Annotated in this window: 20 protein-coding genes; 9 read left to right on the top strand and 11 right to left on the bottom strand. The window is 58.2% G+C overall.

Annotation, left to right across the window (positions count from 1 at the left end; genetic code table 11):
• Positions 1-130 precede the first annotated feature (130 nt).
• Positions 131-637, top strand: coding sequence for a DUF192 domain-containing protein (locus tag VN622_14645; protein HWR37099.1), 507 nt, complete (start codon positions 131-133; stop codon positions 635-637).
• Positions 634-2,646 carry a hypothetical protein gene (locus tag VN622_14640; GenBank protein ID HWR37098.1) on the top strand — a complete coding sequence of 671 codons (2,013 nt, stop codon included), beginning with the start codon at positions 634-636 and terminating at the stop codon, positions 2,644-2,646. Before VN622_14645 ends, VN622_14640 begins: the two co-directional genes overlap by 4 nt.
• Before the next feature lie 23 nt (positions 2,647-2,669).
• Here the strand turns inward: VN622_14640 and VN622_14635 are convergent, their stop codons facing one another.
• The 6 genes from VN622_14635 to VN622_14610 form a co-directional block, all read right to left on the bottom strand.
• A complete protein-coding gene (locus VN622_14635; protein ID HWR37097.1) occupies positions 2,670-3,068 on the bottom strand; it encodes a response regulator in 399 nt (132 codons plus the stop codon).
• A gap of 4 nt (positions 3,069-3,072) precedes the next feature.
• Complete coding sequence (locus tag VN622_14630; protein HWR37096.1) at positions 3,073-5,148, bottom strand: ATP-binding protein; 2,076 nt, start codon at positions 5,146-5,148, stop codon at positions 3,073-3,075.
• 339 nt (positions 5,149-5,487) lie between these two features.
• A complete protein-coding gene (locus VN622_14625) occupies positions 5,488-6,126 on the bottom strand; it encodes a GvpL/GvpF family gas vesicle protein (GenBank protein HWR37095.1) in 639 nt (212 codons plus the stop codon).
• Between the two features lie 215 nt (positions 6,127-6,341).
• Complete coding sequence (locus VN622_14620; protein HWR37094.1) at positions 6,342-9,530, bottom strand: efflux RND transporter permease subunit; 3,189 nt, start codon at positions 9,528-9,530, stop codon at positions 6,342-6,344.
• 103 nt (positions 9,531-9,633) lie between these two features.
• The gene (locus tag VN622_14615; GenBank protein HWR37093.1) at positions 9,634-10,824 is read right to left on the bottom strand and encodes an efflux RND transporter periplasmic adaptor subunit; all 1,191 of its coding nucleotides are present in this window, start codon (positions 10,822-10,824) and stop codon (positions 9,634-9,636) included.
• 7 nt (positions 10,825-10,831) lie between these two features.
• Complete coding sequence (locus VN622_14610) at positions 10,832-11,578, bottom strand: TetR/AcrR family transcriptional regulator (GenBank protein ID HWR37092.1); 747 nt, start codon at positions 11,576-11,578, stop codon at positions 10,832-10,834.
• 159 nt (positions 11,579-11,737) lie between these two features.
• Between VN622_14610 and VN622_14605 the strand changes: the two genes are divergently transcribed.
• Entirely contained in the window at positions 11,738-13,081 is a 1,344-nt protein-coding gene (locus VN622_14605; GenBank protein HWR37091.1) for an NAD(P)/FAD-dependent oxidoreductase, read from the top strand.
• A 120-nt stretch (positions 13,082-13,201) separates the two neighbouring features.
• Here the strand turns inward: VN622_14605 and VN622_14600 are convergent, their stop codons facing one another.
• Entirely contained in the window at positions 13,202-13,894 is a 693-nt protein-coding gene (locus tag VN622_14600) for an LPXTG cell wall anchor domain-containing protein (GenBank protein ID HWR37090.1), read from the bottom strand.
• 255 nt (positions 13,895-14,149) lie between these two features.
• Here VN622_14600 and VN622_14595 point away from each other — a divergent pair, with 255 nt between their 5' ends.
• The 6 genes from VN622_14595 (at position 14,150) to VN622_14570 (ending at position 19,676) form a co-directional block, all read left to right on the top strand.
• Positions 14,150-15,793 carry a tetratricopeptide repeat protein gene (locus VN622_14595; GenBank protein ID HWR37089.1) on the top strand — a complete coding sequence of 548 codons (1,644 nt, stop codon included), beginning with the start codon at positions 14,150-14,152 and terminating at the stop codon, positions 15,791-15,793.
• A gap of 45 nt (positions 15,794-15,838) precedes the next feature.
• Entirely contained in the window at positions 15,839-17,173 is a 1,335-nt protein-coding gene (locus tag VN622_14590) for a nodulation protein NfeD (protein ID HWR37088.1), read from the top strand.
• A 194-nt stretch (positions 17,174-17,367) separates the two neighbouring features.
• Complete coding sequence (locus VN622_14585; protein HWR37087.1) at positions 17,368-17,706, top strand: spore germination protein GerW family protein; 339 nt, start codon at positions 17,368-17,370, stop codon at positions 17,704-17,706.
• 111 nt (positions 17,707-17,817) lie between these two features.
• Positions 17,818-18,594: a slipin family protein gene (locus tag VN622_14580; protein ID HWR37086.1), complete on the top strand. Its 777-nt coding sequence runs from the start codon at positions 17,818-17,820 to the stop codon at positions 18,592-18,594.
• Between the two features lie 43 nt (positions 18,595-18,637).
• Positions 18,638-19,252 carry an SPOR domain-containing protein gene (locus VN622_14575; GenBank protein HWR37085.1) on the top strand — a complete coding sequence of 205 codons (615 nt, stop codon included), beginning with the start codon at positions 18,638-18,640 and terminating at the stop codon, positions 19,250-19,252.
• Positions 19,253-19,379: 127 nt separating this feature from the next.
• Positions 19,380-19,676 carry a metalloregulator ArsR/SmtB family transcription factor gene (locus VN622_14570; protein ID HWR37084.1) on the top strand — a complete coding sequence of 99 codons (297 nt, stop codon included), beginning with the start codon at positions 19,380-19,382 and terminating at the stop codon, positions 19,674-19,676.
• An 87-nt stretch (positions 19,677-19,763) separates the two neighbouring features.
• On the opposite strand, the gene VN622_14565 is transcribed toward VN622_14570, so the two are convergent.
• The 4 genes from VN622_14565 to VN622_14550 all read right to left on the bottom strand — a co-directional run bounded on the left by VN622_14565 (position 19,764) and on the right by VN622_14550 (position 23,880).
• Positions 19,764-20,693: a hypothetical protein gene (locus VN622_14565; protein HWR37083.1), complete on the bottom strand. Its 930-nt coding sequence runs from the start codon at positions 20,691-20,693 to the stop codon at positions 19,764-19,766.
• A gap of 154 nt (positions 20,694-20,847) precedes the next feature.
• A complete protein-coding gene (gene ftcD / locus VN622_14560) occupies positions 20,848-22,320 on the bottom strand; it encodes a glutamate formimidoyltransferase (GenBank protein HWR37082.1) in 1,473 nt (490 codons plus the stop codon).
• Between the two features lie 87 nt (positions 22,321-22,407).
• Positions 22,408-22,998 (bottom strand): acyloxyacyl hydrolase, encoded by a 591-nt coding sequence (locus VN622_14555; protein HWR37081.1) that lies wholly within the window; start codon positions 22,996-22,998, stop codon positions 22,408-22,410.
• Positions 22,999-23,133: 135 nt separating this feature from the next.
• Complete coding sequence (locus VN622_14550) at positions 23,134-23,880, bottom strand: YebC/PmpR family DNA-binding transcriptional regulator (protein ID HWR37080.1); 747 nt, start codon at positions 23,878-23,880, stop codon at positions 23,134-23,136.
• Positions 23,881-24,014 lie beyond the last annotated feature (134 nt).

Below are 24,014 nucleotides of genomic sequence, written 5' to 3'. Positions count from 1 at the left end.
TCGTTGGTTTAGGACTAGCGGCTTACCAAATTAGGGGCCGTTCGTTGTTCAACGCCTCGACCAAGACAAAGTCGCGGAAGTGAATCTACATGGGAGGACGCAAGGGGACTCCTGCGAAACGGACTACGACATGGAGAGCGCGAACGCAAATGGTGCGAACAGCAAGAAAACCGTGACACTGGGCGACGGCGACACGACCACCAGATCCGCTCCTGACGCCGAAAGCTCTGCTGCGAACACTCGTACTAGGCCGGAAGATGTTCAGTACGCCTACAACAAGACTCGCCAGGCATTTCTTGCCAGCGATCTGGATATTGCCGTCACGCACTGGCGGCGACTAATCGGACTGCTGGGAACACGGCGATCGAACTTCACGCACGGCCGCGGTCTCTGGATCGCTCCCTGCCACGGGGTCCACACTTTTGCGATGACGTTTGCGATAGATGTCGTGTACCTCGATGTCGATCGGACTGTTGTCCATCTGGAAGAAAACGTCAGGCCATGGCGAGTTACACCCGTGCTGATGAATGCGTGCAGCGTTCTTGAATTGCCTTTGCACACCATCTTCAGTACGGGCACTTCGGTCGGCGATAACATTGAGCTGGCAATTGAGTCGGGAAACAAGGTTGCAGCATGATTTCTGCCGGTCGAGAAGCACAGAGTTTAGCTCGTGAACATCGGCCGTCCGAGCCGAAGTTGCTTGTCGAGTGGGAGCCGGGCTGGCACGCCTTTGTGAGTTCCATTCGCCCTGCGCTCATGCGTTCGCCCGCACGGCTCAGTCTCGAAGTCGAGGCAGGGCTGAGCCCTCGCGGCGGCGGAGCGGCTTCCCTGCTGCTTCACACAGCTGCGTGTATCGCGCTGCTCGTCGTGCCTTCGCAAATTGGAAAGCTCACCACCAGCGTCGAACTGCGCCCGAGCAATGCATCGCACTATGAGCTTTTCTACTACTCCAATTCCGTCCTGCCCCTGACCACGGACACTAGTGGAGCCCAGGCTGGAGTTGAGGGACGAACCGGTGGACGCGAAGCATTCAATCCCTACCAGGCGATCCGTGTTGTGCGCGGCGAGCGCATGGCACAGCAGATTGCGGACGCGCCTACGCTCAAACTCCCGCTTGTGACCTCAGCAGTGGCCAACCTTCTTGCCTTGGCAAGCGCGCCAAGTCCCGGGCCCGTGCCGGCCGACGACATTCGTTCCACAAGGAAACTCGAATGGCAACGTAATGCGGTCGAACCCTCACCAGAAGTGAACGTCTCCGGCAGGCATTTAAAAGTTCACATCTCCCGAGATGTCGTCGGGCCTGCGGTGGACGTCGTTTCAGTCAGCGCCTCGCGTACCATGCCGCAGTTCGCGCGGGAAGCAGTCGCACCCTCGGTAGACGCGAGGGAGCTACGCAGCGGAAAGCGGATTCCGTGGAGCGCATTCACCGTAATCGAGCCGCCTGTCTCGGCGCCGGCCAGCGAAACCGCCCGCCGCGCGCACCTCGTACTGCTAGCACGCTTGCCGGTGGAACCAGTTCCCAGTCTCGAACGCGTGAACGGTCGCTCTGTGCGTCCTGGCGCCCTCTCGGGCTACGTGAATTCGGCGGTTGCGCCGCCAGTCGAGCTGGCTGGGATTGTCTCCAACGGTTCCCCCTCATTGCGCGCCTTTGCAACTTCACCTGGCGGCAACGTAGCTGGAATTCTCGGTGTCGATGCGAATCGCGTGACGGGCGGTATCGCTGGTGCGGCGGAGCGCACCGCCTCTTCCGGCACTGGCTCCGGCACAGAAAGTCCTGGGCCCGAAAGCCCCGGCATAACGCATGGCAAGGCTGGCGTTACTGGGCTAATCCTTTCCGCGCACCCGGGCGAAGTCGTCGGCCGACCGGTCGGCGCTGGGGAAGGTGCTCTTTCCATGTCTCCGCGTGGTACTGGAAATGTCGGTCTCGGAGGCTCGGGCGCGGGAAACGGCCTCGGTATCGGCAGCGGCCCAGGTGGTGCAAGCGGCGGCGTTGGCACTGGGGCTGGCCTTAGCGGACCGGGCCATGGCAGCGACGCAAGCGCTCGCGGCGGAATATCTCCGCACCCCGGCCCTGGCGGAACCGGCGACGGGACCACGGAGGTCATGGCAGGAGTGAGCATAGGCGGCTCGCCCTTGGGCGGCGGCTCCACGGTCGTGAATATCCCCAGCTTCGGCGGTCCTGCCACACCGCCAAGCCTCAGCCCACCAAGTTCGGAGCACGGCCCACGACGCGCCCCGGCCATCACGATTGTCGCCTCGCCCCGCGCCGGAGGCGGCATCAACCTTTACGGACGCCTGAAGGGCAGCCGGATGTACACCATCTACTTCAAGACAGGCGGCGGCACGGCGGTGCTCCAGTACTCCGACCCACAATCCGTGAACGCGAAGTTCGACTTCGAACTCACTCCGCCCGAACCGACCCGCTCGGATATCCCTGCCGGAGTTCCGAGAGAGCGCCTCGTCCTGGCGTGCGTTATCGAGCCTTCAGGGACTCTGCGAAATATCCGTGTGATCGAGTCGCGCGGCACGGAAGCCACTCAGCGAATGCTGACTGCGATAGAAAGTTGGCGGTTCCGCCCGGTCCTTCGCAGAGGCGAAGCCATAGAGGTGGATGCAATTCTTGGGTTGGAAATCGACACGCGCTGAGTGAGCTAACTTCACGAAGAGCCTTAGTTGCTGCTTGCTTGCCGCATTTCGCCGCGGTTCCTTAGCAGCTCGTCAATCGTGTCCAACAGCTGTCGGATATCGATAGGCTTGAACAGCATAGGAATCCCTCTTTCATCGGCCCAGTCGTTCGCCTCCTGTGACGCATATCCAGTAAGCAATACGGATGCAAGTTTGGGATCGACTTCGGACCCGAAGATGATGACGTCGAAACCGCTCTCCTGTTTTTCCAGCGAAAGATCACAGAGCAGCAGGTCAACGCCCCCGGACCCGAGCACGTTGCGCGCCGCTTCCGATGACTGAGCCGCACTCACCTGATATCCCTGCTGCTCCAGGATGAGCCGGTACGTCACCAGGACGTTTGGTTCGTCGTCCACTACAAGGATGTGGCCAAGCCTGTTCATTCCTTTAACGCGCCACCGGCAGATCGATTGTGAATACTGTGCCCGCATTTACTTTGCTTTTCACGCGAAGCTTGCCTCCGTGGTTCTCGATAATCCCTTTAACGATCCAGAGACCCAGCCCGGTGCCACGTTCCCCCTTCGTGCTGACGAACGGCTCGAACATCGAATGCAACATGCTGGGCGGAATACCGCATCCTGTATCAGCGACCATGATGTGAATGTACTCGTTGCTGCCGTAGCGCCTTACACGCGTGCGCACATGCAGTATCCCGCCCTGGCTCATACTGTCTTTCGCATTCACCACCAGGTTGCTGAGCACTTGTCGCAACTGGTCGGCTGAACCGACGGAAGCCGGCAAACCGGTGAATTGGCTTTCCACGCGCACGCCCGCTCTCTCCAGTTGCCGTGCGAACAATGTGAGAGTGTCTTCTACCACGCTGTTCACGTCAAAGCGTCCAACCTGCTCGGTGTTGCGGTAAAGCCCAAGCATTTGACGCACGATGCGCGCCACACGCTCCGTCTCGGATTTTAGAATTTCATAAACCGGAGAAGCTTCGGCTGTTACCGAGTTCTGCAGCAGGAAGATGCAGTTCTTGATCGCCTCCAGCGGATTGTTCACCTCGTGCGCAATCGTTCCTGCCAGCCGTCCTGCGGCTGCAAACTTCTCCATCTCCAGCAGCCGCCGCTCCATTTTGAGTTGCTCTACGCGTCGCACCGAGGTTAGATCGCGCAGTACCGTGACCGTAAAAGCCACGTGCCCGCGCTCGTCATAAATCTTGCCGGAGCGTGCGTCGTACTCCACCTCCTGCCTGGTGACGGGATGCAACAGGCGAAGCGGTGTGCTCTCCCGCTCCGAGAATGAGTCGGTGAATCGCGTGAGGTATACATCCAGCTTCGCTTGGTTTCGAAGCCGGGTTCGCGAGCGGCGAGACTCAGTGTCGCTTCCAAAAAGGTCCTGGGCGAGCGGATCGAGCAAGACGATCTTCGCGTCCTTATTGCAGACCACAATCGGGTCGCCGACATTTTCGACAATCAAATTCAGTCGATCGCGATCCTGGCGCACGAGTTCTTCCGCGTGCCGCAGGCGCTCGTAGTTCAGCCGCAACTCCTCATCGGCGCGACGCAGGTCGGTGACGTCGCGCATCACCGTAACGTTGCCCGTGCGGCGTCCGTCGCGCGTGAAGCTTGGCGCGGAAACGGCCTCAAACAGCACTTCCTCCTCTCTGATCGTATCCACCAATGTAAGGTCGCAAGACGAATCGCTTCCGGAGACGACCATGGAGGTCAGTGCAGCCGAAAAAAGCATGTTGTTCAACTCTACCGCCTGAACGCTCCCATTTCCCGACGCCCGGAAAAAGCGCTCCGCCGCCTTGTTCTGCATGATTGCGCGATGCTGAGGGCCGGTCAGGATCACCGGATCCGCCATGCTCTCCATCACCGTCTGCATCTGCGCGATGGTGACTTCCATTTCCGCGATCCGGTTGAAGTACTGCTCCGTCTTGTATAACCGGGAGAGCAGACGGTTCGCGACCTCAATAACCGTTGTCAAGCGTTTCAGGCTGGTCTTGCTATGCGCGCGCGGCAACTCGACATTCACAAGGGCTGTGAAAGACTCCAAATCGCAAACGGCGCAAACCTGCTGCCTGAACTGCACGTTACGTGAGTCCACCCCCAGGCATCCCGGACGCCGTTCACGGTCGGCCTCAAGACATGGCATAGGGCTGCGAAAGAACATGGGATGGCAGTACACGTAGGCGTCCCCACGTTTAGCCCCAGCCACAACCCGAGGCTCAAGCGCGTTTAGAACCTGCACCATTGGATTCTCTGCTGCATGCAAAGAAGACGTAAAGCGTTCGCGGAATGCGCGAGAGCAATTGCGCATTACGACTGGCCGTATCTCCGCGGCGTCATAGTTAACCGTGGCAATAAGCGCGCGCGAGTAGCCGAGTGCAGCTATCTCGTCCAGCAGCAAAGGATAGATTTCCTCCGATCGCTCAGCAGCCGCGAGGCCGAGCGACGACGTTGCACGACTCCCGGCCTCCACACGTCTTTTTGAAACACGCATTTGCGCACTGGCCATTCGCAACTTTCTACAAGCTAAGACTCGCGCTGCAAAACCTTGCGGGATGTGAGCAACGACAGCGTGGCTCGCTAGTGCAGCCAATTGGCCGGGCACTGCTCAACTTACGAAAGTTAGATGCAGTTTTACACAGCGGACTATGGAGAATTTGCCTAGGCAGAAACAACCACGAACAATCCGGATGAACATGCATGTTCATCAGCGAAAGGCCGCATCGGCGCAGCTAGAAAGACATTAAGGAACAAAGACTGCACGGCCGCAGCAATCCGCCCACAACCTCACTCGGCAGATGCTCCAGCGTGCGGCCGTGCGCTTTTCTGGGGTTCAACGCGCCTTTCGTCAGGCCTGCTGCGCCTGTACATCAACGAATTCACTCGGCGGCCATGGTCCGCTCATCACGACACGAATTTCGGGAGGCAGAGCTACTTTGCTCAGTTTCTCCCGCAGCGCCTGCGCCGAGTCGCGACGAACAAGCCCGTAGCAACGCGCGTGCTCCTCGTCGTTCCGCGTATGCCAACCCAGCGCCAAGTCGCCTGCAGCCTGCTGGAGGGCCGCGGCGGCATCGTGCAATGCCGCCTGCCGCTCTCTTGAATCCTCGGTTGCAGTCTCCTCGACTTGCTCTGGAGACTTGTTGCTGATACGCATCTCAAACTGCACAGTGCCTTCCAGTCGTTCCAGTGCAGGAACGTAGGCTTCGGCTTTGCGCCGCAGAAACGCTTCCAGTTCGTCTTCGCTTTCCAGTAACGTCACGAACCGGAATGGAATCACCGTCCCCTGCGCGAATGCCGCGTGCACAAACTCGTGGAATTGCAGCGCATCTTCGCGCACAGTCTCAGCCGTCGGCATGCCGTCCATTTCCGAATAGAAGCAGCGCAGCCCGGCGGCGGACAAGTCATGGATGGTGGCCTCGCGTACTCCAAATGCGGGCGGATGGATTTCGGCGAATTCATCTACGATGCAGTACGGCAGGATTGACATGGCTTCTCGTTCAGAGTTTCCGCGCACGGCTCATGCACGAAAGCAGATTACTTCATTGTACGGCATCGATCGACCACAAGCGCACAGACACGTCTGTCAACATGATGCAATTGTTCAACTCCGTCTATGTGCAACCATGATAAAGGGGCAGCAGCCGTGAACGCCTCAAATCGCCCACCACACTGCTGCCCCTTACAAATTACTCCCTAAGCGCTTCAGTCGCCCGTCAGAATAGCCTCTTCGTGCTCCACGTCGGCCTCTGTTACCTTGTCGCGAACACCACGGCGTCCAAGCCATGACTGGAAGGATTCCATGTACACGTAAATCACGGGTGTGATGTACAGCGTAATCAATTGCGAGAACAGCAACCCGCCGACTACTGCCAGGCCTAGTGGCCGCCGCGACTCGGCACCTGCGCCCATTCCGAGTGCGATCGGCAGCGTACCCATCAATGCAGCCATGCTCGTCATCATGATAGGACGAAAACGTACAAGGCAGCCTTCGTAGATGGCATCCGCCGGGCTCTTCCCTTCCTTGCGCTGAGCTTCCAGCGCGAAGTCGATCATCATGATGGCGTTCTTCTTCACGATACCTACCAGCATGATGATTCCGACAAACGCGTAGAGATTTAGATCGAGGTGGAACAGCCTCAGCGTCACCAAAGCGCCGAAGCCCGCTGACGGCAATCCCGAAAGGATCGTAATGGGATGGATAAAGCTTTCGTAAAGAATTCCCAGCACGATGTAGATGACGAGGATTGACAACGCCAACAACCATCCCAGTCCCTTTACGGATGATTGGAAGGCCTGTGCCGTTCCTTGGAACGTTCCCGTTACGCTCGTCGGCAACGTTTGTTTCGCGAAGTCCTGTACCTTCTGAACCGCGTCGCCCAGCGCAACGCCGGGCGCGGGGTTGAACGAGATCGTCACCGCAGGCAATTGCCCCTGGTGATTCACCGTCAATGGACCTACCGTGCGCGTCAGCTTCGCAACCGTGTTCAACGGGACCAATTGCGATCCGCCCGAAGTCGCATCCTGACCTGCGCCCGATGAACCCGCTTGCCCCGTTCCGGATGGCGGAGTCGCCCTCACATACAGCAATGACAGCGCCGTCGGATCCAGTTGGTACTGCGGTTGCACCTCCACCAGCACGCGATATGCATCGTTAGGTGCGAAGATCGTAGACACCTGCCGCTGTCCATAGGCTGAACCCAGTGCGTCTTCGATCTGCTGCGCCGTCACCCCCATTGCAGACGCTCTATCCCGATCGAAATCGACGGTGACCTGAGGATTCTTAAGTTGGAGATCGCTCGTCACGTCCTGAATTTCGGGCACGCCTTGCAGCTTAACGAGCAGTTGCTGGGATACGCTATAGAGCTCCTGCGTGTCAGGCGACTGCAGCGTGAACTGGTACTGGCTCTTGCTCGAACGTCCGCCAATCTGGATGGCCTGCGGCTCCTGCGGATAAACCTGGATCCCTGGTACTTTGGCGACGTCGCGCCGTAACTGCTGCACCACCTCACGCGCCGGCTGGCGCTCCTCACGCGGTTTCAACCGCATGAAGAAGCGTCCCGTATTGCCGCCACCGCCTCCCATCGACGACATGAACTGCTCGACATTGGAGTTCTTCGCCACTGCGGCGGCAGCGGCCTGCTGGTGGCGCACCATGTCCTGGAACGAAATTCCCTGCGCGGCTTCGGTGGGCGCGAAGAGCTGCCCTGTGTCCTCGCTCGGTAGAAAGCCCGTGGGCGTGTTCATGAACAGGAACACCGTCGCGACCAGCACGGCCATGGACACCATCAGCGTCGCAAACCGGCGCCGGATGGCAACCTTCAGAGTCGTGTCGTATAGACGAAGCAACCCCTCAAAAAAACGTTCTGAAGCAAGGAACAGCTTGCCATGCTTCTCCTGCTTATGTGATTTCAGAAAGCGGCTAGCCAGCATGGGCGTCAGCGTTAGTGATACGACACCCGAAACCAGAATTGCCGTCGTAATTGTGACTGCGAACTCATGCAACAGGCGGCCCACCAGTCCGCCCATGAACATGACAGGAATGAACACTGCCGCGAGCGAAATGGTCATCGAGAGAATGGTGAACCCGATCTCGCGCGACCCGTGCAGCGCCGCTTGCAACGGTCCTTCGCCCTGCTCCATGTGACGCACGATGTTTTCGAGCATTACGATCGCATCGTCCACAACGAAACCCACCGAGAGCGTCAGCGCCATCAGTGACAAGTTGTCAATGCTGTACCCGAGCAGGTACATCACGGCGAAGGTGCCCATGATGGACATCGGCAGGGCAAGGCTGGGAATTACAGTTGCCGACAGATTCCGCAGGAACAGGAAGATCACCATGATGACCAACCCGATAGTCAGCATCAGCGTGAACTTCACATCTCCAACCGACTCGCGAATCGACTCTGAGCGGTCGTATAGCGTATCGATATTTACAGCCGCCGGAATCTGCTGGCGGAAAGCCGGCATCAGCTCCTTGATATTGTCGACAACTTGAATCGTGTTTGTGCCTGGCTGGCGCTGTACGGCGAGAATGATGGCTCGCTGTGAGACGCCATTCTTTACGAACCAGCTTGCCGTCTTATCGTTTTCTACGCTGTCCGTTACCTTGCCCAGTTCGCCCAGGCGAATCGGGTTTCCATTCCTGTAAGCAACGATCAGCGGTACGTAGTCCGTCGCTTTGGTTAACTGCCCGTTCGACTCGATCGTGAACGCCTGGAAATCGCCGTAGAGCGTGCCGGTCGCCTGATTGACGTTGCCCTTCTGTATGGACTGGACAACCTCGTCGATTCCAACTTTGCGACTCGCGAGTGCGCTGGGATCGAGTTGCGCGCGCACCGCGTACTTTTGCGCGCCATAGACCGACACCTGCGCGACGCCGTTGATCATCGAGATGCGCTGCGCCATCGTGGTCTCGGCATATTCATCCACATCCGAAAGCCGCATCGTCGGCGAGCTAAGCACCATGTACAGGATTGGCTGGTCAGCGGGGTTTACCTTCCGGTAAGAAGGCGGCGCGGGCATGTTCTGCGGAAGATCGCGCGCGCTCTTCGCGATCATGGATTGGACATCTTGCGCGGCAGCATCAATGTTGCGATCCAGCGAGAATTGCAGGGTGATGCTCGTCGAACCCAGCGAACTCGTCGAAGTCATCGAATCGACGCCGCTGATCGTCGAGAACTGCTGTTCCAGCGGCATCGCGACCGCCGTGGACATCGTCTCCGGGCTTGCACCCGGTAGCGAGGCGTTCACCGTAATGGTCGGAAAATCCACATTCGGAAGATCGCTGACAGGAAGCAGGCGATATCCGACGATTCCGAACAACAGAATCGCGAACATCACCAATGTGGTCATGACCGGTCGTTTGATGAAAATCTCAGCAATATTCATGAATTGCTACCTCTTACGACCGTCGGCCCTAACTCCCACCGCCGCTCTCCACGTGAGATGCAAGCACTTCTCTTATCAGATTCCGCGTGTTTGAGAACGGTGCTCACGACTTTGCTCCTTCAGCACTGGCCGGAGTTGCCGCGGGTTGCGCCTCCTGCGCGGTTCGCGCATCCACGTGCGCTCCCGGAACTAGCCGCATCTGTCCGTCTGTCACCACGGTCTCGCCAGCCTGCACACCTGAGCGAACGACGATTGCGCCCTGGTACGTTGAGCCAGTTACGACAGGGCGCGATTCTGCTGTCTTATCGCTCTTCACCACGAAAACGTACGCTCCCTCCTGACCCGACTGCACGGCTTGCGAAGGAACCACCACAGCGTTTTTTTCTGTCGTCAACGTCAGAACTATGTTCGCGAACTGGCCCGGCCACAAGATGCGGTCCTTGTTTCCAAACTCCGCCTTCAGAGCAATCGTCCCCGTCGAGCGATCCACCGCATTGTCGATGAAATTGAGCCTGCCCTTGATGGGCGGCTGCTGAGAATCCGAGAATACCGCTGCTACGGTCAGTTGGCCGGCAGCAATGTATTTCTTTATCTCTGGCAGGAATTGCTCCGGGAGCGAGAACTCGGCGAGAATCGGCGTGATCTGGTTGATCGTCACCAGCGGCACATCATTCGCCTTCACGATATTGCCCTCATGTACGAGCAGGCTTCCCGTACGACCATTGATCGGGGAGTAGATCTTCGTGTATTGCAGGTTCACCTGCGCGGCTTGAACGGCGGCTCTATCGGCCGCAACAGTAGCTTGCGCTGCATCGGCCGTCGATTGCATCTGGTCGTATTGCTGCTGTGCGACCACGCCTTCCTTGAGCAGCGCCGCATAGCGAACCGCCTGCACTCGCGCATTCTCGGCTTGAGCAGCATCACGTTGCAGGTTTCCCCTTGCCCTCGCCAGTTCCGCCTCGAATGGACGCGGGTCGATCGTGAACAGGATTTGCCCCTTCGTTACGTCCTGGCCTTCGCTAAAGTGCACCTTCAGCATCTGCCCGGCTACCATCGACTTTACCTGAACGGTTGAAAAAGCTTCTACCGTGCCGATGGCGTTTAATGTCAACGGAATGTCGCGGTGTTCGGCTGACGCAACCACTACGGGGACCGGCGGTTGCGCAGCGGAAGCCTTCTTCTCCTGGCTGCACCCCGCCAGAATGGCCAACAAAAACAGTACACAGACCGCGAGCGCCAGTCTCACGACCGCGCTCCGGCGAATAGAAGAATTGCCATGCCTGCTTAGATTCATGCTTGCGTCACTTCCCTTGATTTGTTTTCGCGCAGACGGACTTTGCAGTTACGAGGCGCAGTTCGCGACTGCGTTCCTCGTTTGCGGTTCTCGAATGTGATCGGGCCGTGTTCGCGATGCCGTCTCCCGCTTTAGTTTCCTTTGAAAACATCCCTTGCAGCCAGATGGAAACCAGCGTTTCGCTCACCTCGCGTGCGTCATACTGCCGAACTTTGCTGCCTCCGAACAAATTCTGAATGAGCGAATGGTAAAAAACCATGCCAAGGAAGGCCCGCGCTGCAAGCAGCGGATCCATTTCACGCAGCGCCCCCCGGTCTATCTGCGACCGAATGTACTCGGCGAGAGCCTCATAATACTCGGCTACATACGTCTGGAAGAACCGGTGCGAGAGCGAGTGATTCTCAAGCGCGCTGAAAAGTAGCAACCTCGTCAGTGTCTGGTCTTCCGCCCTTCGCCGCAGAATCCGTTCTGAGATGCCGACGAAAGTGCTGCGCAGGTCGTCGCCTTCCGCAAGCGCTTCGCACAGTTGCGCCTTGCTTCGGCCCGTACGGCACTTCAGATCGATGACCGCCCAGTACAACTCTTCTTTAGAAGGAAAATGCCGGAAGATTATAGCCTCGTTGACATTCGCGCCTTGCGCGATCTCGCGCGTGGTCGTGCCTTCAAAACCTTGCCTCGCAAATATCTCGGTAGCCACCTCCAGTATCTGGTGGCGCCTGTCTTCCGACGAAAATCTTTGTTGTGCAGTGCTCATAGTAAGTGATTACTTACTTTATTTAGATGCAACTCCCTCGTCAAATAGCTCGTCAAGGGTCACAATTCTGCCGGGGCACACTTCCCCATCTGTTTCGGACGTGCCAGCATGTGAAAAGAAATCAACCACTCGCAGAAAAATATAATCAGATAGGTGTTTGTGGGAACTGCTCCCCATATCGTGATCGTCGGTGGCGGGTTCGCTGGCCTGTACGCCGCGCGTGCTCTCGCCAAGGCTTCCGTTCGGATTACGCTTTTGGATCGTAAAAACCACCACACGTTCCAACCGCTCCTATACCAGGTAGCGACGGCCGGCCTCTCGCCGGGCGAGATTGCCGCACCCATCCGGTCTATCCTGCAGAAACACGGGAATGTGGAAGTGCTGCTGGGGGAAGTCATTGGGTTCGATCTCGACCATCAGCAAGTTACATTGCAGGACGGCGGAATCGACTACGACTGCCTGATTGTCGCGGCCGGAGCCACTCACGCCTACTTCGGACACGATGAGTGGGCGCCGTATGCTCCTGGCCTCAAAACACTCGAAGACGCAACGGAGATTCGCAGGCGCGTCTTGCTCGCCTTTGAGCTTGCAGAGCGCCGCGCTCGTCTACAGCACAAGCAGGAACAGCTCAATATCGTCGTCGTAGGCGGAGGCCCCACAGGAGTGGAGCTCGCCGGGGCGCTGGTCGAGATCGCCCGGCGTGCATTGGCGTCTGACTTCCGGTCGATAAACCCGGCACTCGCGCGCATCATCCTCGTTGAAGCCGCGCCGCGCATCCTCAGCACCTATCCCGAGGACCTTTCGCGCAGCGCCGAAGATCAACTGCGATCGCTTGGAGTGGAGGTGCGGACAAATGCTATGGTGACCGGCGTCGGTCCGGACCACATCCAACTCGGCAAAGAGCACCTGCCTGCGGCCGTGACGTTGTGGGGCGCAGGCGTGGCGGCATCCCCGCTCGGACGCCAGCTCGCGGTGGCGGCATCCGTTGGCGGACGCACCTCCGTCCCACTCGACCGCGCAGGGCGCGTGATTGTAGGGCCCGACCTCACCCTCCCCGGACATCCCGAAGTTTTCGTTGTGGGCGATCTCGCGTCCGCCAGGTACGCAAATGAAAAGCCAGTCCCAGGCGTGGCGCCTGCTGCCATTCAGATGGGGGAGTTCGCCGCTCAATGCATCATCAACGATTTGCGCGGACGGCCTCGCGCGGTCTTTGACTATCGCGACAAGGGTTCGCTCGCCACGATAGGGCGCAAGGCGGCCGTCGCGGAGTTTGGCACGCTTCATCTAAGCGGCTTCGTCGCCTGGTTAGCGTGGCTGTTCATTCACATCTTTTTCATTATTGGATTCAAAAACCGCATTCTCATAATCTTTGAGTGGGCCTGGGCCTACTTCACCTACCAGCGCGGAGCACGCCTCATCACCGGGAGCACGGATGAAGTAGCGCCTGTCATAGAACATGTACGGCCGAGCGAATTTCCCAAGGATCAACCGCTTCATAGTTGAATCCTGAGCTTCGCGGTTACGTAGTGCAATGAGTAAACACTAACAAGCCCTCGGACATGCTTACCGAGGGCTTGTTGCTTATGCCTTATTTGTCTGCTGTCCCAATCCTGGTTGAGACCGTTACCTAATGATGCGCCTGACATAGTAGCCGGCCGAAGCGAGGCCCATGCCGAGGAGGCCAAGCAGAGGGAGTTCAGAGCCCGTCCGTGGCAAACTTGTGGCACCCTGATTTTGCGCGGACTGAGCAGACTGGTCGCCCACCCCACTTCGATCGCTCGTCATCGAAGTGCCCGACTGGCTTGCGGCATTTTGATCAGTCGTGCTCGTAGCACCGCTCGTCGCGGCATTTTCGTTCTGCTGCGTCTCCGAGGCCGATTCCGAGGCCGATGGTTGCGAGCTGACCGCGCCTGCCGTTGATTCTGAGGTACTCATGCCGGTATTGCCGGCAGTGTTGCCCGCCGAATTGTCTGTCGTACCGGACGGTGGTGCAGAGGTAGCTGATTGCTGCGGGGCCGTGCCCGTGGTGCTGGTAGCGGCCTGCGTACTGCTTTGCGTACTGCTTTGAGCGCTACCGGAAGTTGTTTGCGTATTTGGCGGCGATGTCGTCGACGTGCTGCTTGGCGGAGACATGTCCAGTCCAGACGTCGTTCCTGCGGGGTTCGCGGCTGAACGGCGTGCTGCTGGAGGGGCGACTGTGCTGCTGCTCGCTGATCCCTGATCACTGCCAGCGGCCGAACCGGCACTCCCTGTCTGTGCCAGCGCTATGCCCGCCGCGAGTAATGCCATCGATGTTAAGTAAGCGATCGTCTTCATGCCGAACTTCTCCCTTGGGTGTTGCTAAACGAGGTTTTCCTTTTAGCCACTCAACCATTGAGAATTTGAGTTTAAGTCGCCGGCATTGGTTGTCGCGCCAGAAACGTTGAAGGACATATTCACGAGTTGCCGGCGCTTATTGGTCTGCTCTCTTTCCACAGGAAGGCAGTGCGTTCTGCATCTCTGTGGGGAAGCGACTTTCGGGCCAACAATGGGCGAAGCCGCTATAATTCACCTATCTTGGATTCCCGAATCTTGGCGACGAAGTATTTCCGCTACTCGGTTCTATTGCTTGCCGTAGCTCTGCTGGCTGGGATTGCGGTGGCGCAGGTGAGCCCGCATGGCGCGCAGACCATCGTGGTCCTGCCCTTTGAAAACGGGTCGCGCGCACCTGGTTTGCAGTGGATTAGCGAGGCATTTCCGGAGGTACTCGGCGCAAAGTTGGCTTCCCCGATGCTGTACGTAATCAGCCGCGAAGACCGCATCTACGCCTTCGATCGTCTCGGGATTCCAGCTACTGTGCATCCCTCTCGCGCCACCCTCTACCGTATTGCCGAGCAGATGGATGCCGACTACATCGTGCTCGGCGAGTACAACTTCGATGGGCGCACATTCAGCGCACAGGCACAGGTACTCGACATGAAGCGCTTGCGCCTGTCAGACGCGACACGCGCGTCCGGTCCGCTGCCGACACTGCTCGACGTGCAGCGCACTATCGCGTGGCAACTGCTGAAAACGATCTATCCCGAGACGTTGCTTGCGCGCGACGAGTTCCTGAGGAACGATCCCCCTACTCGCCTCGATGCCTTCGAGAACTACATTCGCGGTGTACTCGCGGGAACCCGCCAGGAGAAGACTCGGCATTTTCGCGAAGCCGTCCGCCTGAACCCGCAGTACACGTCGGCAATCCTGCAACTTGGCAAGACGTACTACGCGGGACGCGAGTACGAATCAGCCGCATCCTGGCTATCCAAGGTTCCGAAGAACCATCCAGCTTCCAGCGAAGCCAATTTCCTGCTCGGGCTGACAAACTATTACCAGGGACAATTCGAGAAGGCCGAAGCTGCCTTTCGCGTGACCGAGCGGAATGTGCCACTCACGGAGGTTTACAACAACATCGGCGTCGTACTGAGCCGTCGCGGACGCAGGACTGCGATTGAGTACTTCCAGCGCGCAGTCCAGGCCGATCCTAACGATATCGATTACCGCTTCAACCTCGGAGCGGCTTTATACAAAAACGGAGACATTGCAGGAGCTACACGGCAACTTCGAGAGGCCGTCGCCCGCCGTCCTGCCGATGCGGAGGCCAAGCAACTCCTGGATTCGCTGGTAAGCGGGTCCGCCGCCAATCTTGCCAAACCTGAGACCCCGGGGACAACACCCGCGGTGAGCGCTAGTTCACCGGCAAAGGTTCCAATGGAGCGCATTAAGCGAAACTACGACGAGACCTCATACCGGCAACTCGCGCTGGAAGTGCAGAACGCGATGGAGCAGGCGCTGGAGAAGACCGACCCGCGAACACACGCGGCAGCCCACGTGGAACGCGGACGCGAACTGCTGAACCGCGGGTTCACGATGGACGCGGAGAGAGAGTTCCGTGAGGCGATTATGCGCGATCCGGTCAATGCCGGAGCACATGCAGGCATGGCGCGCGTAGCGGAGGTGAATGGCAACGTCGCAGTCGCGCGTTCAGAGGCCGATGCCGCGCTTCGACTGCAACCGATTGCGGATGCATACGTCGTGCTCGGCAATCTTGACCTGAAGGACAATAATGTAGATAGCGCTTCTGAAAACGCTGATCGCGCACTACGCTTGGAGCCTGCAAATCCCGCCGCTGTGGCGCTCAGGCGTTCCATTACCACGCGAAGGGCAGGAGTACCAGAACCGGCACAGCGCTAGAGACAGCGACAGAAAGCCGCAATTTCGGAAACGCAGGAGTCGTCTATGGCTGCCTCAGCGATCCTCACGATATTCCATCGCAAGTTACGCACGTACTGTGTACTGGCACTCATGCTTGCATTCGCAACCGCCAGTCAAGCTGACATCCTGAAAGTGAAGGTGGATGGAACCATCCACCCCATTACTGACGAGTTCATCGGACGCGTGCTGGAACAGGCCAAACAACAAAAGGCCGATGCTGTACTGATCGAGTTGCGCACGCCGGGCGGGTTGGTCGACTCCACCCGCGATATCGTCGAGAAGATGCTGGCGTCTCCCGTGCCGGTGATTGTGTACGTCTCGCCGAGTGGAGCGCGGGCGGCTTCGGCTGGATTCTTTCTGTTGCAGGCCGCAGATGTGGCAGCGATGGCACCTGGGACCAATACCGGAGCGGCGCATCCGGTCACGCTCGGCGGCGGCAAAATCGATGACGTGATGAAGTCGAAGATGGAGAACGATGCCGCGGCCTTTATGCGATCGTTCGTGTCGAAACGTGGTCGCAACGTGGAAGTCGCCGAGAGTGCGGTTCGTGAATCGAAATCGTTCACGGACCAGGAAGCGCTCCAGCAGAAACTAATCGACGTGGTCGCGGCGAGCGAGCAGGATCTCTTCAGCCAACTGGACGGCCGCACCATCCACCGTTTCAATGGCGACAGCGTAACGCTGCATCTCGCCAGCAAACCCGTGCACGAAGTTCCAATGTCGTTGAAGCAGAACATTCTCGGCTGGCTGATGGATCCGAATATCACGTTCCTGATCCTCGCCGTCGGCGCGCTCGCCCTCTATGCGGAGTTCAATAATCCCGGCGCAGTGATTCCCGGAGTTGTCGGACTCATTTTTATCCTGCTGGCGATCTTCGCACTCAACCTGCTGCCGACTCGCTATGCCGCACTCACGCTGATATTGGCCGCTTTCATTCTGTTCGCGTTGGAGGCGAAGTTTGCGACGCACGGTGTGCTCGGTATTGGCGGCGTAGCGGCGCTTACGCTTGGAGGCCTGCTGCTTGTGGATGGACCGATTCCGGAGATGCGCGTGAAACTGTGGACGGCGCTCGGTGTAAGTATTCCGCTTGGAATGATCACAATTTTTCTCATGACCATCGCGCTGCGAGCGCACTCGAACAAGGTGGTCACCGGGACTCAGGGCCTTGTCGGAGAACTGGGCGTAGCGCAAACGGCAATTGCGCCGGAAGGCAAGGTGTTCGTGCACGGAGAAATTTGGAACGCTCGCTCGTCCGGCGACCTGCTACCGGGTGCTTCTGTGATAGTGACAAAGGTGGATGGCCTGCACCTGGATGTTGAAGCGGTTCCGGATGTCTCCGCAGCGGAGCACCGAACCTAGCGGGCGCGGTGTTCCCTACCACCCCAATTATGCAGCTTGCGCAAGCATCGTCGCGGATGCTTTGTACCTATCGCACACATAGTGCAACGTACCTGCCGTCTTTCTTGCCAGTTAATTGCAAAGGAATACGAGAGAACCGCCACGTTTACCCCAACGGTCGGCCCTATAATTAGCGCCACGGGAGGCGACGCCATATGAGCGTTCGCGAACTGATCGACCGGATAGGCGGCCAGGTAGCAGACAAGGTGACGGTGCGAAGCGTCTTCGGAGAACCGTACCAGCTTGGCGAAAAGACAATCATTCCTGTGGCGCGCATCGGTTTTGGCTTCGGGGCCGGCGCTAGCCGGAAGAACGGTGGCGCGGAAGATGTTCCATGCGGCGGAGGTGGCGGGGGAGGCACTATCCCACTCGGAGTGCTCGAGGTAACGAAAGAGCGCACGCGGTTCATTCACTTTACGAGTCTGCGAAATTTGGCAGCAGTGGCGATGGCAGGCATCATTTTCGGCTGGTGGATGGGGCGGCGCGATAGCTAACGCAGCATAGCGGAATGAAGGCGAGGATTGTATGTACCTGAACGAGGCTTACCTGCGATACAATCCGCGCGAAGCTTTCCCCGTCGAAAACCGAATTTCTGGAGGCAAGGCGTGAACTTGTTCGTTCTCATCGTTGTGTTCGTTGTAGGTTTTTACCTGCTCAGTTCCATCAAGATTCTTTCTGAATACGAACGCGGCGTTATATTCCGCCTCGGCCGCTTGCTGCCTGCGCCGAAAGGCCCCGGCATCATCCTGGTGTTTGCGCCCATTGACCGCATGGTGCGGGTGGACCTTCGCCAGATCGCATTCGACGTGCCGCCGCAAGACATCATCACCCGTGACAACGTCACGCTGAAGGTCAACGCGGTGATCTTCCTGCGCGTCGTAGAACCACGGCGTGCGGTCACCGAGGTGATGAACTATCAGTACCAGACCTCGCAGTTCGCGCAAACGACGTTACGTTCCGTGCTCGGCGAAGTTGAATTGGACGAACTGCTAGCTCATCGCGAGAAGATCAATCTGCGCCTCCAGTCGATTCTAGATATGCACACCGATCCGTGGGGCGTGAAAGTCGCGAACGTTGAAGTGAAGCAGGTTGATCTGCCGGAAGGCATGATGCGCGCGATGGCGAAGCAGGCCGAAGCGGAGCGCGAAAAACGTTCGAAGATCATCCATGCCGAAGGCGAGTTCGCAGCGGCGCAGCGCCTCATTGACGCGGCGCACCTGCTGCAACAGGAACCCGCCAGTATGCAATTGCGTTATTTGCAGACGCTGACGGAAATTGGCGTGGAGAAGAACACAACCATCGTATTCCCGCTGCCCGTCGATCTGCTCGCCGGGTTTAGCAAAATGGTCCAGACGCAAGCCGCAAAGCTAGAGAAAGAGTAGGGCCGTCTGGAGGAGTTGGAATTAGCAGGTATGAGTGAGAACTATGAGTGAGAACTACGATACTGAGATCACGTTGGGCATTGGCCGATTAGTGATTTTGTTTTTCGGCCTCGTGATCCTGTGTGGAGTCTTCCTGGGCGTGGGCTATACGCTCGGGCGCAACGCGGCGCAGACCGAACCGATTGCAGCAGCGGATGGAGGTAGCACATCCCAGCCTGCATCCGGCGCGACGAAGCCAACTGCTGGACAGTCAGGCTCTTCTAAAGCTGCCGAGTGCCCTGAGGGGGAGACTTGCAATCTTTCCGCCGAAGGAGTGCAAGCCCAGGACCTCACTTTCTACAAGTCTGTCGAACAGAAAGATGCGAACCCGCAACTTACCCCGCAGGAGGCCGCGAAACCCGAGAAGAGCAGTACGCCGGAGATGAAGGTTGTAACCGGCACCGGATATATGGTGCAGGTGGCGGCGGTGAGCAAGCGTGAAGACGCCGAGGTGCTGACCGACGCGCTGCGACGGAAGCAATACCCGGTGGTGATCACGAATGCACCGACCGACAAGCTGTTCCACGTACAGCTTGGACCGTTCGCGGAGTTGAAAGACGCCGAATCCGTGAAGGGTCGCCTCGTGCGCGATGGATATAACCCGATCGTGAAGCGATAGTGCTACACAAGAATCCTGCAATGAACCGAGCCTCGCCCCGTGCGAGGCTTTTCTTTGATTGGACGCACTTCACTCCGCTTAAAACACCAGATTGACACGTGTGAATTTCTTCCAGTAGGGTCAGAGAATGAAAGCGGCTACCGACGAACTAAGCCTCGAATTGCGCGCTGTGGGTGATCCGGCGCGGCGCGAAATTCTTAAGATGCTGAATGAAAACAAACAGCGCTTGCTACGCAAGCCTGCTGAGTTGTGCGCTGGCGACATCGAGCAGCGGCTTGGGTTGGCACAACCGACCATCTCACACCACATGCGCGTGCTGCGACATGCAGGCCTGGTCGATGCGCGCAAGGTCGGGACCTTCATGTGGTATCGGCGCAATGAGGCGGCACTGCGAAAGATGCGGCGGGAATTGGCCGCAGTCTAGAACTTTGGCAGCGTTGCACTCCCAGATTGTCAGCGTGTAAGAAAGGGCGCTCACACGAGCGCCCTTGTTGCTTGCAGCGAGACTTGCCTAACGAGAGACGGCGGCGAAGAGATCCGAGGACAGCAGTGATTGGAATTTCTTGTCGTCAGACTTGAAATGAATCTGCAGGCGCGCACTGTCTGAATCTACGCTCATGCTGTCAAGTGCCATCTTTTCGACCGCGGAGGCGTTCATCTTCTTGTACAGGACGCCGGCCTTAAGCAGCGACGATAAAGTGGCGGCGGTCATGCTATCCGAGGTGATGACATCAAGATCGAAATTGACGCCACGCGAGAAATCCATGGTGTAGCGCGAGCCTATTAAGCGCTTTTTGACGGTGTCGTAATCCGCCAGCCTGGAGGCATCGCCGAGAATGGAACGCAGCATGTTCTGCGTGCCGCGCTGGTCCAGGATGCTCCAAACGGGACCGCTTTCGACGGCTGCGATAAGGTCCGTAAGCTGCGAGTTGCTGTTCAGGCCTTCGGCCTCGCCGTCGCGGGAATCGATGGCTTCATGCACGGCAACGGATTCCCCGAAGAGCAACGTGTTCTCGTCGAGAAAGCTCATGACCATCCCGGTGCCAGTCGGGTAGATCAGGGCCTGCCGATACTTCTGCGGACGGATTTTGCGCTGCTTCATCCTCAAGACAATCTTCTTCGTCGGGAACTGGCCTTGTGCAATGCCTACGGCGCGGACCGACTGCCTGGAGCGGAACGAGGCGAACGTCAACTGCTCGACGTCGTTGTCCGCGATTCCCATAGTGCGAAGAGTTGTCTCGAACTCCTTCAGGTTCTCGGGCAGAACACGCGCCTTCAGCGCCATCGCCGTTTCGGAATTGCGCATCGCGCGATAATCCACCGAGATGATCTGCTGAACCTGCGAAGGAATGACGGCGCGCGCATTCGTACCCAACGGCGCAGCCAGTGCAGAAAGAGAGATCACGAAAACGAGCGATACGATGAGGAGCGAGCGCTTCATGCGCATGATTGTACCTGAATCCTATCTTAGACGAGATGCTGCTGAAGCTTACGTTAGTTGCTTGTCTCCCGGAAATAGGGACAAACACCTGAGACTGACTCAGGTGTTTGTCATGCGGCTACCTGGATGCTGTGGCGCTGCCGCTACTCAACTTTCATCCACGTAAAACAGCGACTTTGCCGCGCACTTGGGACGCGAAGGCTTCATCTTCGAAGCCCTCCAGGTTTATCTCTACGTTTGCCAGGGCACCTTCGAGAGCTGCGTTGGAGAGCGATGTCGCGACCGTCAGGTCAGAAGCCATTTTAGGATTAGTGATTGGCTTGAGAGAGTTTACGATCTCGCCGATTTCGCGGGCGCGCTCTGCGACTCGCAACGGGACATTGATAGCCTGCCTGGTTGCGGCATTCACCGCACCAGCACCGTTCGGATTGTCTCGTGCGGCTTTGAAGGCCGCCACCAGCGCGCGATAAGCTTCCGCGTCTTCGTCGACTGCCGTCTTGAGTTCTTCACGGATGGCGGAGAGTCGCGCGATGGCTTGGCTGTGTTCAGCTTCGTACTGAGCGTAAGCTTTCTTGCCGCGCGACATGCCTGCAACCATCGCGCCAAGAGCGGCAGCCATGGCACCCGCTGCGGCGGATGCGCTGCCTCCTCCGGGGACAGCAGTAGGCGCGGCCAGTTGTTCAACAAATGGCTCAATGCCGGCGCGGAGTCCGCCAACAGCCATCTTGCCACCCATCACGGCGGCAAGTCGATTCTCAAGGATGAGCGACGAATCGAAGTTCTCGATCTGCAGGAACCATTCGGCCGCATCTTCCAGAGACTTTTTCGGGATGAGACCGACGATCTCGCTCGAGAGTGGCATGACGCCGTAACGCGCCGCTTCCCTCTTCACGAATTCGTAAACCCGAGCAATGGGTGTCTGATCGGTGTCGGTCAGGTTCATGGAAACCTGCGCGAGACCGCGTACCGGAATGCCCATGCCCTTCACGTAGCGCAGGCCGCCGTTGGAGAATCGCACGGCCTTGCCGACCTTCTTGGCGACATCGACGTCGGTGGTATTGAGATAGACGTTATAGGCGACAAGGAACTTGCGCGCGCCGACAACGGTAGCACCGGCCGTGGGATGCACGCGCGGTTCGCCGAAATCGGGACGGCGATCGGGATTGGTGCCAATATCGTCGCGGATGCCTTCGAACTGGCCACGGCGTATGTTCTCGAGATTCGTGCGCTCAGGCCGCTGCGCCGCCGCTTCATAGAGATAGACAGGAATTTGGAAGCGCTTCCAAATCTGCTCGCCAACCTGCTTCGCCATCTGCACGCAATCTTCGATGGTGAGACCTTCGATCGGAATGAACGGCACAACGTCGGTTGCTCCCATGCGTGGGTGGGCGCCTTGGTGTTTCGTGAGATCGATAAGTTCCGACGCGCGTCCGACGCCGCGAAGTACGGCTTCCATCATCGGCTCGCGTTCACCAACTAGGGTGACGACACAACGGTTGTGGTCGGCGTCCATCTCGCGATCGAGAAGGTAAACGCCATCCATCTTCATGGCTTCAATGATTGCGTCGATTTTTGCCTTATCGCGGCCTTCGGAGAAATTTGGTACACATTCGACTAGCGTGGGCATAGACAACAAGGATAAAGCCAGCGTCGGTTGTCAGCAATCGGGATTCAGTTATGAACGTTCACTGGTGACGTGCAGCACTAAGCGCCGCTACTTGAACCAGGTGTATCCGACGGTGGCAACCAGTGCCGCGTTGATACCGGGATTGTAGTTGCCGATCGAGGCGTTGGAGATATGCGTGGCGCGAAGATTGAAAGAAACAGCCTGGCGCGAGCGGGTAGAGATGTGAGCACCGACTCCAGCGCCAGAGCCGAAGTTGACCGTAGATGTGTCGCCTGCTGGAAAGTCTTCGCGGGTGAAGATGCCGGAGCCGAAGACTTCGAAGAATGGCACCACGCGGCGGTGCGCCGTGAAGTTCCACTTCAACAGTACGGGCGTGATCGCCGCTCCGTAGAACGTGCGACCCTGGGTGAAGAAGCTGTACACCGGCACGACTTCCCCGCCAAGTTCGAAGGTGCCGCGCATGATACCGCGCGAATGTTCGCGGCTCATGACATGGCCGACGCGCACACCGGCGTTGACGATCCGTACCGGCGGATGGTCGGCCACTCGTGCCCCGCCGCCCGCAAACACGCCAAAATTCCAGCCCGGTTGCCGTGCGGGAGCTTCGCTCTGCGCTACGAGGTTTCCGGTAAGACAGACGACGACTGCGAAGCTGAACAGCAGGCTACGAGTGTTCACTGTGCACCTCGGGAACTTTGCTGAACCCATCTGAATGCAGGAGAGGAAAGTAGCAGGTTCCGGCCACGTTTGCGAGTAGTTTGCGCCAAAACAAGAAAAGCCGCCTTGTGGGCGGCTTCTGCGATCCAGCGCGACTTAACCAGCGACTTCTTCCAGCGTTTTCTGATCCAGGTCGAAATTCGAATAGACGTGCTGAACGTCATCCTGATCTTCGAGTGCTTCGAGCAGGCGGATCATCGTGTTGGCCTGGTGTCCTTCCAGCTTGATGTAGTTCTGCGGGACCATGCCAATTTCTGCTGCTTCGGGCGTTATGCCAGCCTTCTTGACGGCCTCAAGCACCGCCTCGTAAATGGAAGGATCGCAAAGAATTTCCCAGTTTTCGTCGTCGTCCTTCAGATCGTCGGCGCCGGCCTCAAGCACGATGTTCATCAAATCGTCTTCCTTGGCGGCCAACTTGGGGACGATGATATCGCCCTTCTTGTGGAACATCCACGCGACAGAACCTGCTTCGCCCATGTTCCCGCCGTTTTTGCTGAAGGCGTGACGCATTTCACTGACCGTGCGGTTGCGATTGTCTGTGGTCACTTCTACGAGGACTGCAACGCCGCCCGGGCCGTATCCTTCGAACGTGATCTCTTCGTAGTTAACGCCGGGAAGTTCACCGGTGCCCCGCTGGATGGCGCGCTTGATGTTGTCGGCCGGCATGTTCTCGGCCTTGGCAGCCGCGACGGCAGTTCGCAGGCGGGGATTTTTTTCGACATCGCCGCCGCCCTTGGCGGCCATAGTGATTTCCTTAATCAGGCGAGTGAAAATCTTCCCGCGTTTAGCATCAAGCGCGCCTTTCTTGTGCTTGATGGTGGCCCATTTTGAATGGCCAGACATATGGAACCTCGTCGTATGAAGGATTTCAGGACTCGGAAAGAGAACCCGATAAGTGCCGCAAAAGGGTGCGGACAACGCCGGATTATAACACGCTACTAAGGGTGAACTCCCCTGAGCTAATGGGCAGAGCGGGC

The sequence above is a fragment of the Clostridia bacterium genome (assembly GCA_035561135.1).
In the GTDB taxonomy this organism is placed as follows: domain Bacteria; phylum Acidobacteriota; class Terriglobia; order Terriglobales; family Acidobacteriaceae; genus DATMYA01.
Note: the sequence above shows the minus strand (reverse complement) of the source record. Positions and strands in the feature narration are given on the sequence as shown.

Coding starts and splice junctions, on each gene's coding strand:
- VN622_14630 (HWR37096.1), bottom strand. CDS start 5,148: ATGGCCAGTGCGCAAATGCGTGTTTCAAAAAGACGTGTGGAGGCCGGG.
- ftcD (HWR37082.1), bottom strand. CDS start 22,320: ATGCCCACGCTAGTCGAATGTGTACCAAATTTCTCCGAAGGCCGCGAT.
- VN622_14585 (HWR37087.1), top strand. CDS start 17,368: ATGAGCGTTCGCGAACTGATCGACCGGATAGGCGGCCAGGTAGCAGAC.
- VN622_14590 (HWR37088.1), top strand. CDS start 15,839: ATGGCTGCCTCAGCGATCCTCACGATATTCCATCGCAAGTTACGCACG.
- VN622_14645 (HWR37099.1), top strand. CDS start 131: ATGGAGAGCGCGAACGCAAATGGTGCGAACAGCAAGAAAACCGTGACA.
- VN622_14620 (HWR37094.1), bottom strand. CDS start 9,530: ATGAATATTGCTGAGATTTTCATCAAACGACCGGTCATGACCACATTG.
- VN622_14575 (HWR37085.1), top strand. CDS start 18,638: ATGAGTGAGAACTACGATACTGAGATCACGTTGGGCATTGGCCGATTA.
- VN622_14550 (HWR37080.1), bottom strand. CDS start 23,880: ATGTCTGGCCATTCAAAATGGGCCACCATCAAGCACAAGAAAGGCGCG.
- VN622_14625 (HWR37095.1), bottom strand. CDS start 6,126: ATGTCAATCCTGCCGTACTGCATCGTAGATGAATTCGCCGAAATCCAT.
- VN622_14570 (HWR37084.1), top strand. CDS start 19,380: ATGAAAGCGGCTACCGACGAACTAAGCCTCGAATTGCGCGCTGTGGGT.
- VN622_14635 (HWR37097.1), bottom strand. CDS start 3,068: ATGAACAGGCTTGGCCACATCCTTGTAGTGGACGACGAACCAAACGTC.
- VN622_14615 (HWR37093.1), bottom strand. CDS start 10,824: ATGAATCTAAGCAGGCATGGCAATTCTTCTATTCGCCGGAGCGCGGTC.
- VN622_14600 (HWR37090.1), bottom strand. CDS start 13,894: ATGAAGACGATCGCTTACTTAACATCGATGGCATTACTCGCGGCGGGC.
- VN622_14565 (HWR37083.1), bottom strand. CDS start 20,693: ATGAAGCGCTCGCTCCTCATCGTATCGCTCGTTTTCGTGATCTCTCTT.
- VN622_14640 (HWR37098.1), top strand. CDS start 634: ATGATTTCTGCCGGTCGAGAAGCACAGAGTTTAGCTCGTGAACATCGG.
- VN622_14610 (HWR37092.1), bottom strand. CDS start 11,578: ATGAGCACTGCACAACAAAGATTTTCGTCGGAAGACAGGCGCCACCAG.